Origin of the sequence: Pseudomonas sp. 2,4-D (genome assembly GCF_030418155.1) — a bacterium.
In the GTDB taxonomy this organism is placed as follows: Bacteria; Pseudomonadota; Gammaproteobacteria; order Pseudomonadales; family Pseudomonadaceae; genus Aquipseudomonas; species Aquipseudomonas alloputida.
On the sequence record NZ_JAUHUI010000059.1, the window covers coordinates 19463 to 28496 of the forward strand.

The following is a 9034-nucleotide window of genomic DNA, read 5'->3' on the forward strand; positions in this document are numbered from 1 at the left end:
ATAGCCTGTTAATCAGGTGGTGAATGCTTCGCGGGTGAACCCGCTGGTACCGCGCCACATTCATGGTTTGCGTGGTACCCGTAGGAGCGGGTTCACCCGCGAAGGGGCCCGCAGGGCCCCCAATTCACAAGGTATCAGCCGTTAGAGCAGCCGTTCCCCATCACGCGGTATTCGAGAATGTGCGTTTGGCCCTTGGAGTCCTCGTAGGTCATGCGGGCGGGCACGACTTCGCACACATTAGGCACTTCGCTCATGGAAATGACGCGAGCAATGTCCAGGTGCTGCGAGTAACTGTACTGTTCAACCGGAATCTGCTCGGCATCTTTGGCTTCGCCGGCCATCGCCGCGCCGCAAAGACTGCCAAGTACCAATACCAGTAAAGCTTTCATTTTCTATTTACCTGTCTAAGGTCGTGAGGGGGCACGCGGCGCTTATGGCGCCGCGAGTACAGCGAGTTTTAACTATCGGGATTAGAGGGGGATTAACGCTTGCCTTCGTGGGGGCTGTTACCAGTTGTTAATCGCCTTGCCGTTGCTGGCGAGGTGAATTTTATGGCGGTGGCCGATGCTGAAACAGTGGGTGTTTTGATAAAGTGTTTTGACAGAATCTGTAACAATCCTGTGGCAAACCCCTCATTTTTTCGTCGGCAAGGCTGTAATGCCCGCGCCAGAGCGTTTTGCCGGAACGGGTGTACCAAATTACTACCAACGTCGAATGGCTTTTGTCGCTCTGGTACAGTTACAAACGGTTCCATACAAAAACAACTATTACACCGAGGTAACACAGATGAGTGCGGCTCCACTGTATCCCGTTCGTCCCGAGGTTGCGGCCACTACCCTGACCGACGAGGCCACCTACAAGGCCATGTACCAGCAATCGGTGATCAACCCGGACGGCTTCTGGCGCGAGCAGGCCCAGCGTATCGACTGGATCAAGCCGTTCACCAAGGTCAAACAGACCTCCTTCGACGACCACCATGTCGATATCAAATGGTTCGCCGACGGCACTCTGAACGTTTCCTCCAACTGCCTGGACCGCCACCTTGAAGAGCGCGGTGACCAGTTGGCCATCATCTGGGAAGGTGACGACCCTTCCGAGCACCGCAACATCACTTACCGCGAGTTGCACGAGCAGGTCTGCAAGTTCGCCAACGCCCTGCGTGGCCAGGATGTGCACCGCGGTGACGTGGTCACCATCTATATGCCGATGATCCCCGAAGCTGTGGTCGCCATGCTGGCCTGTGCACGCATTGGTGCGATTCACTCGGTGGTGTTCGGTGGCTTCTCGCCCGAGGCGCTGGCTGGCCGTATCATCGACTGCAAGTCCAAGGTGGTGATCACTGCCGACGAAGGCGTACGTGGTGGCCGCCGTACCCCGCTCAAGGCCAACGTCGACCTGGCGCTGACCAACCCTGAAACCAGCAGCGTGCAGAAAATCATCGTGTGCAAGCGCACCGGTGGCGACATTGCCTGGCACCAGCACCGCGACATCTGGTACGAAGACCTGATGAAAGTGGCCTCCAGCCACTGTGCACCCAAAGAAATGGGCGCTGAAGAGGCGCTGTTCATCCTTTATACCTCCGGCTCCACCGGCAAGCCGAAGGGCGTGCTGCACACCACAGGCGGTTACCTGGTTTACGCCGCGCTGACCCATGAACGCGTGTTCGATTACCGTCCGGGCGAGGTGTACTGGTGCACCGCCGACGTCGGTTGGGTCACAGGCCACAGCTATATCGTCTACGGCCCGCTGGCCAACGGCGCCACCACCTTGCTGTTTGAAGGTGTGCCGAACTACCCGGACATTACCCGCGTATCGAAGATCGTCGACAAGCACAAGGTCAACATCCTCTACACAGCGCCAACTGCCATTCGCGCCATGATGGCCGAAGGGCAGGCAGCTGTTGAAGGCGCCGACGGTTCCAGCCTGCGCCTGCTGGGGTCGGTGGGTGAGCCGATCAACCCTGAAGCCTGGAACTGGTACTACAAAACCGTCGGCAAGGAGCGTTGCCCGATCGTCGACACCTGGTGGCAGACCGAGACCGGCGGCATCCTGATCAGCCCGCTGCCTGGTGCCACCGGCCTCAAGCCGGGTTCGGCAACCCGCCCGTTCTTCGGTGTGGTGCCTGCACTGGTCGATAACCTGGGCAACCTGATCGACGGTGCTGCCGAAGGCAACCTGGTAATCCTCGACTCCTGGCCGGGCCAGTCGCGTTCGCTGTACGGCGACCATGACCGCTTCGTCGACACCTACTTCAAGACCTTCCGTGGCATGTACTTCACCGGCGACGGTGCGCGCCGCGACGAGGACGGTTACTACTGGATCACCGGCCGTGTGGATGACGTGCTCAACGTGTCCGGCCACCGCATGGGCACTGCCGAGATTGAAAGCGCCATGGTCGCGCACTCGAAGGTTGCCGAGGCTGCAGTGGTTGGCGTGCCGCATGACATCAAAGGGCAGGGCATTTATGTGTATGTCACCCTCAATGCCGGCATCGAGGCCAGCGAGCAATTGCGCCTGGAGCTGAAGAACTGGGTGCGCAAGGAGATCGGCCCGATTGCTTCGCCGGATGTGATCCAGTGGGCGCCGGGGCTGCCGAAGACCCGCTCGGGCAAGATCATGCGCCGCATCCTGCGCAAGATCGCCACCGGTGAGTACGACGCCCTGGGCGATATCTCGACCTTGGCCGACCCAGGTGTGGTGCAGCACCTGATCGATACCCACAAGGCGATGAACCTGGCTTCGGCCTAACCCCTTCCCGGCAATACCCCCTGTAGGAGCGGGCTTGCCCGCGAATGCGCCAGTTCAGGCTAAGCTGTCCCCTGACCTCACGCATTCGCGGGCAAGCCCGCTCTTGCATTGTTACCCGACAATCATCGGTTACCGTTCTGTCACCGGTCCTGCACAGGTTCGGGGCGCCAGGAAACAATTCCGGCCCGTTTCGGTGCATAGGAGTCAGCATTTTGTGCATCAAAGCACGCTGCACTTGCCGTCGTACAAGGCTTTGCCAATAATAGGCCCAGGAATTGCTAGGTCTATAGGTTCTATTTCTTGCGCCATTGCATATTCTGCATTGGCTGTCAACATCGCCCGCGGCGGTTTCAGGCGCTTCTATAAGTAGTTGTCGCTTTGAAGAAATATCGACTACCGGGCTGTCGTTAAAATGCCACTCACTCGCTCGTGGTATGCGGCCTTGGTCGAACCCTGCGCGGCTCGCGTTGTACTCATTCGCATATCGGGCAGCCGTTACCTGCCTTGTATTGCCCCGTACCGATGGAGTTACCTGATGAAGAAGCTCGCACTGCTTGGCGCCCTGGCGCTGTCTGTGTTTTCCCTGGTGTCGCAGGCTGCTGAAAAACCGCTGAAAATCGGCATCGAAGCTGCCTACCCACCCTTCGCCTTCAAGCAACCTGACGGCAGCATTGCCGGCTTTGACTACGATATCGGCAACGCGCTGTGCGAAGAGATGAAAACCAAGTGTACCTGGGTCGAGCAGGAGTTCGACGGCCTGATCCCGGCGCTGAAAGTGCGCAAGATCGACGCCATCCTGTCGTCCATGTCGATCACCGATGACCGCAAGAAGTCGGTCGACTTCACCAAGCGCTACTACCTGACTCCGGCGCGCCTGGTCATGAAGGACGGCACCACCGTCAGCGACAGCCTGGACGAACTGAAAGGCAAGAAGATCGGCGTGCAGCGCGGCTCCATTCACGACCGCTTCGCCAAGGAAGTGCTGGGTGCCAAAGGTGCCACCGTGGTGCCTTACGGCACCCAGAACGAAATCTACCTGGACGTCGCAGCTGGCCGCCTCGACGGCACCGTGGCTGATGCCACCCTGCTGGAAGACGGCTTCCTCAAGACTGACGCCGGCAAGGGCTTCGCGTTCGTAGGCCCGGCCTTCACCGACGCCAAGTACTTCGGTGACGGTATCGGTATTGCCGTACGCAAGGGTGACAAGGCCAATGTCGACCGCATCAACGCGGCGATCGACGCCATCCGTGCCAACGGCAAGTACAAAGAAATCGAAAGCAAGTACTTCAATTTCGACATCTACGGTCCAGACTCGAAGTAAGACGTCGGGTTTCACCTGTGCAATGGTGCAAACAGCAGAGGCTCTGAGGTTTGCACCATTTTTCATTCTCTAGGTCGAGGACCTCATCATGTTGAAAGGCTACGGGGCAGTCATCCTCGACGGGGCGTGGCTGACGCTACAGCTCGCCCTGTCGTCGATGGCCCTGGCCATCGTGCTCGGCCTGATCGGTGTGGCGCTGCGTTTGTCGCCAGTGCGCTGGTTGGCCTGGCTGGGCGATCTGTATTCCACGGTGATCCGTGGTATTCCGGACCTGGTCCTGATCCTGCTGATCTTCTACGGCGGGCAAGACATCATCAACCGGGTGGCGCCGCTGCTCGGCTACGAAGACTATATCGATCTGAACCCGCTGATTGCAGGTATCGGTACCCTGGGCTTCATCTTTGGCGCCTACCTCTCGGAAACCTTCCGCGGGGCCTTCCTGGGCATTCCCAAAGGCCAGGCCGAGGCGGGCGTGGCGTATGGCATGAGCCCCCGCCAAGTGTTCTTCCGCATCCAGGTACCGCAAATGATTCGCCTGGCCATTCCGGGCTTCACCAACAACTGGCTGGTGCTGACCAAGGCTACTGCGCTGATTTCGGTCGTCGGCCTGCAGGACATGATGTTCAAGGCCAAGCAGGCGGCTGACGCCACCCGCGAACCCTTCACCTTCTTCCTGGCAGTGGCGGCGCTGTACCTGGTGCTGACCAGTGTTTCGCTGCTGGCCCTGAAGTATCTGGAGCGCCGCTACTCGGTGGGCGTCAAGGTGGCTGAACTATGATCTTCGACTACAACGTCGTCTGGGAAGCGCTGCCGATGTACTTCGGCGGTTTGCTGACCACCCTGAAGCTGCTGGCGATTTCGCTTTTCTTCGGCCTGTTGGCAGCCATTCCGCTGGGCCTGATGCGGGTATCCAGGCAGCCGGTGATCAACCTTGCTGCATGGCTGTACACCTACGTCATCCGTGGCACACCGATGCTGGTGCAGCTGTTCCTGATCTACTACGGCCTGGCCCAGTTCGAGGCGGTGCGCGAGAGTATCTTCTGGCCGCTGCTGTCCAGCGCCACCTTCTGCGCCTGCCTGGCGTTCGGCATCAATACCAGTGCCTATACCGCCGAAATCATTGCCGGCAGCCTCAAGGCGACGCCGCATGGCGAGATCGAGGCCGCCAAGGCCATGGGGATGTCGCGCATGAAAATGTACCGCCGCATCCTGCTGCCTTCGGCATTGCGTCGGGCACTGCCGCAGTACAGCAATGAAGTGATCATGATGCTGCAGACCACCAGCCTGGCGTCGATCGTCACCCTGATCGACATCACCGGTGCTGCGCGCACGGTCAATGCCCAGTACTACCTGCCTTTCGAGGCCTATATCACGGCGGGCGTGTTCTACCTGTGCCTGACCTTCATCCTGGTGCGCCTGTTCAAGATGGCCGAACGCCGCTGGCTCGGCTACCTGGCGCCGCGCAAGCACTGACCGCTTTGTGAGAATCGACAGCATGTACAAACTCGAAGTCCAAGACCTGCACAAGCGCTACGGCAGCCACGAAGTGCTCAAGGGCGTGTCGCTGGCGGCCAAGGCCGGCGACGTCATCAGCATCATCGGCTCCAGCGGTTCGGGCAAGTCGACCTTCCTGCGCTGCATCAACCTGCTGGAGCAGCCGCACGCCGGCAAGATCCTGCTCAACAACGAAGAACTGAAGCTGGTCCCCGGCAAGGATGGCGCGTTGAAGGCCGCCGACCCGCGTCAATTGCAACGCATGCGCTCGCGCCTGTCGATGGTGTTTCAGCACTTCAACCTGTGGTCGCACATGACTGCGCTTGAGAACATCATCGAAGCGCCAGTGCACGTGCTGGGCGTGAACAAGAAGGAAGCCCTGGAAAAGGCCGAGCACTACCTGGCCAAGGTGGGGGTTGCTCATCGCAAGGATGCCTTCCCCGGGCATATGTCGGGGGGGGAGCAACAACGTGTGGCAATTGCCCGGGCGCTGGCCATGGAGCCGGAGGTCATGCTGTTCGACGAGCCGACCTCGGCGCTTGACCCTGAGCTGGTGGGTGATGTGCTGAAGGTGATGCAGGCGCTGGCCCAGGAAGGTCGGACCATGGTGGTGGTGACCCACGAAATGGGCTTTGCCCGCGAGGTGTCCAACCAGTTGGTGTTCCTGCACAAAGGCCTGGTGGAAGAAACCGGCTGCCCACGTGAAGTGCTGGCCAACCCGCAGTCGGAGCGCTTGAAGCAGTTCCTCTCCGGCAGCCTGAAGTAAAAGCTGCATTTTTGCACCAGAATAGGGCATGCTGCGCGGCGAGCGCAGCCTGACCCGGCGCACAGACTCGAACGACCTCAGGTTTCGGACCGCACCCTATGACCACCCAGCGAATCGGTTTTCTCATCTGGCCCAGCACCAGGCCTTTGACCCTGGCGTTGGCCGAGGAAGTGTTGCTGGTGGCGCAGCGTGTGCATCCGGATGTGGTCTACGAGTTGGTCTTCCTGCAGGCCGAGCCTGCGCAGGAAGGCGTCTGGCGGCTGCCTGGCGAGCCGTGGACCGGCCGCCTGGAGGGCTGCCACAAGCTATTTCTGCTGGCCGACGAGCCGCCTGCGGCGATGGGGGCTGCCTTTTCAGCGGCGCTCAAGCAACTGGCGCGCAGTGGTTGCCTGATCGGTGGTCTGTCGGCCGGGGTGTATCCGCTGGCCATGCTGGGCCTGCTCGATGGGTACCGGGCAGCCGTGCACTGGCGCTGGCAGGATGACTTTGCCGAACGCTTCCCCAAGGTGATTGCCACCAGCCACCTGTTCGATTGGGATCGCGACCGTCTGACCGCCTGCGGCGGTATGGCCGTGACCGACTTGCTGCTGGCGGTGCTGGCGCGGGATCACGGGGCGGAGTTGGCCGGGGCGGTGTCGGAAGAGCTGGTGGTAGAGCGCATCCGCGAGGGTGGCGAGCGCCAGCGTATTCCGCTGCAGAACCGCCTGGGCTCGAGTCACCCCAAGCTGACTCAGGCCGTTTTGCTGATGGAAGCCAACATCGAAGAGCCGCTGACCACCGACGAAATTGCCCAGCATGTGTGTGTGTCGCGTCGGCAGTTGGAGCGTATCTTCAAGCAGTACCTGAACCGCGTGCCCAGCCAGTACTACCTGGAGTTGCGGTTGAACAAGGCACGGCAGATGCTGATGCAGACCAGCAAGTCGATCATCCAGATCGGGCTGTCTTGTGGTTTCTCGTCGGGGCCGCATTTTTCCAGTGCCTACCGTAACTTCTTTGGTGCAACGCCGCGGGAAGACCGGAACCAGCGTCGCAGCAGCAGCCCGTTTGAATTGAGCTCGGCGCCGGCTGAAAAGGGCTGAGATTTCGGGTGGGTTCGGGGTGTATGCCTTGAGGTTGATGTTGGGGCGCAAATCGAGCGCCGCCCGCGCGGCGCTCGATCTCCCCGTCAACACATCAACATCGCCGTACATCCTGCCCCCTCACAATCCTATGTGAACACCCGTACATCCTGTCCCCCTCACAATCCTGTGTGAACACCCGTTCACCCAGCCCCCCTCTCTCCCGTACACTGCGCGATTGCGACAGTGTTTGTCGCATTGCCGAAAGCCTTGTCAAAACTGGGTTTTGCGCTGTAACAAGTTGTCGCTTGGCCGCAAGGACAGGCGCGGATCAGTCCTTACAATCCCCCCATCGCTCGCCACTTCCAGGCCAGCGTTCCTCTTCAGGAGACTCAGATGTCCGTTGAGCAAGCCCCGGTGCAACGTGCCGATTTCGACCAGGTGATGGTCCCCAACTATTCTCCGGCGGCCTTCATTCCTGTGCGAGGCGAGGGTTCCCGTGTCTGGGACCAGTCGGGTCGCGAGCTGATCGACTTTGCCGGCGGCATCGCGGTCAATGCCCTGGGCCACTGCCACCCGGCACTGGTCAAGGCCCTGACCGAACAGGCCAACACCCTCTGGCACGTTTCCAACGTGTTCACCAACGAGCCGGCCCTGCGCCTGGCCCACAAGCTGGTGGACGCCACCTTTGCCGACCGCGCGTTCTTCTGCAACTCTGGCGCCGAGGCCAACGAGGCCGCTTTCAAGCTGGCCCGTCGTGTGGCGCATGACCGCTTCGGTCCGCAAAAGCACGAAATCATCGCCACCCTGAACAGCTTCCACGGTCGCACCCTGTTTACCGTCAGCGTGGGCGGCCAGCCGAAGTACTCCGATGGCTTTGGCCCGAAGATCACCGGTATCAGCCATGTGCCGTACAACGACCTGGAAGCGTTGAAGGCACAGATTTCCGACAAGACCTGCGCCGTGGTGATCGAGCCGATCCAGGGCGAGAGCGGCGTGGTGCCGGCCGACAAGGCCTACCTGGAAGGCGCGCGCAAGCTGTGTGACGAGCACAACGCTCTGCTGATCTTCGACGAAGTGCAGACTGGCGTGGGCCGTACCGGCTCGCTGTATGCCTACCAGCACTACGGCGTGACCCCGGACATTCTGACCAGTGCCAAGAGCCTGGGCGGCGGTTTCCCGATTGGCGCCATGCTGACCACCACCGAGCTGGCCACGCACCTGGCCGTTGGCACCCACGGCACCACCTATGGCGGCAACCCGCTGGGCTGCGCCGTTGCCTGCGCGGTGCTGGATGTGGTCAATACCCCGGAAACCCTGGCCGGTATCAAGGCTAAGCACGAGCGCTTCAAAACCCGCCTGGAACAGATCGGCCAGCAGTACAACCTGTTCAGCCAGGTGCGTGGCGTCGGCTTGCTGCTGGGCTGTGTCCTGACCGAGGCCTGGAAAGGCAAGGCCAAGGACGTGCTCAATGCTGCCGAGAAAGAAGGCGTGATGGTGCTGCAGGCCGGCCCGGACGTGGTCCGCTTCGCGCCAAGCCTGGTGGTTGAGGACGCCGACATCGACGAAGGCCTGGACCGCTTCGAACGCGCTGTGGCCACACTGACCAAAGGCTGATCCGCCAGTGGTCTTTTCGCCGGCCCGGCG

8 protein-coding genes are annotated in these 9034 nt (G+C 60.8%); 7 read left to right on the top strand and 1 reads right to left on the bottom strand.

What is annotated here, in order from left to right:
• Positions 1 to 134: 134 nt before the first annotated feature.
• A complete protein-coding gene (locus QYE47_RS25685; RefSeq protein WP_014590098.1) occupies positions 135 to 389 on the bottom strand; it encodes a DUF2790 domain-containing protein in 255 nt (84 codons plus the stop codon).
• 397 nt (positions 390 to 786) lie between these two features.
• On the opposite strand from QYE47_RS25685, the gene acs reads away from it, so the two are divergent.
• The 7 genes from acs to QYE47_RS25720 all read left to right on the top strand — a co-directional run bounded on the left by acs (position 787) and on the right by QYE47_RS25720 (position 9004).
• The gene (gene acs / locus QYE47_RS25690) at positions 787 to 2748 is read left to right on the top strand and encodes an acetate--CoA ligase (protein ID WP_003254525.1); all 1962 of its coding nucleotides are present in this window, start codon (positions 787 to 789) and stop codon (positions 2746 to 2748) included.
• A 535-nt stretch (positions 2749 to 3283) separates the two neighbouring features.
• A complete protein-coding gene (locus QYE47_RS25695) occupies positions 3284 to 4069 on the top strand; it encodes an ABC transporter substrate-binding protein (protein WP_003254524.1) in 786 nt (261 codons plus the stop codon).
• Between the two features lie 88 nt (positions 4070 to 4157).
• Complete coding sequence (locus tag QYE47_RS25700) at positions 4158 to 4847, top strand: ABC transporter permease (RefSeq protein WP_003254523.1); 690 nt, start codon at positions 4158 to 4160, stop codon at positions 4845 to 4847.
• The gene (locus QYE47_RS25705) at positions 4844 to 5542 is read left to right on the top strand and encodes an ABC transporter permease (protein ID WP_014590099.1); all 699 of its coding nucleotides are present in this window, start codon (positions 4844 to 4846) and stop codon (positions 5540 to 5542) included. Before QYE47_RS25700 ends, QYE47_RS25705 begins: the two co-directional genes overlap by 4 nt.
• A gap of 22 nt (positions 5543 to 5564) precedes the next feature.
• On the top strand, positions 5565 to 6329 hold the full coding sequence (gene aotP, locus QYE47_RS25710) for an arginine/ornithine transport ATP-binding protein AotP (protein ID WP_014590100.1): 765 nt from the start codon (positions 5565 to 5567) through the stop codon (positions 6327 to 6329).
• Between the two features lie 98 nt (positions 6330 to 6427).
• Positions 6428 to 7408, top strand: a complete 981-nt coding sequence (gene argR, locus QYE47_RS25715) for a transcriptional regulator ArgR (RefSeq protein WP_014590101.1) — start codon at positions 6428 to 6430, stop codon at positions 7406 to 7408.
• Between the two features lie 375 nt (positions 7409 to 7783).
• On the top strand, positions 7784 to 9004 hold the full coding sequence (locus tag QYE47_RS25720; RefSeq protein ID WP_014590102.1) for an aspartate aminotransferase family protein: 1221 nt from the start codon (positions 7784 to 7786) through the stop codon (positions 9002 to 9004).
• Positions 9005 to 9034 lie beyond the last annotated feature (30 nt).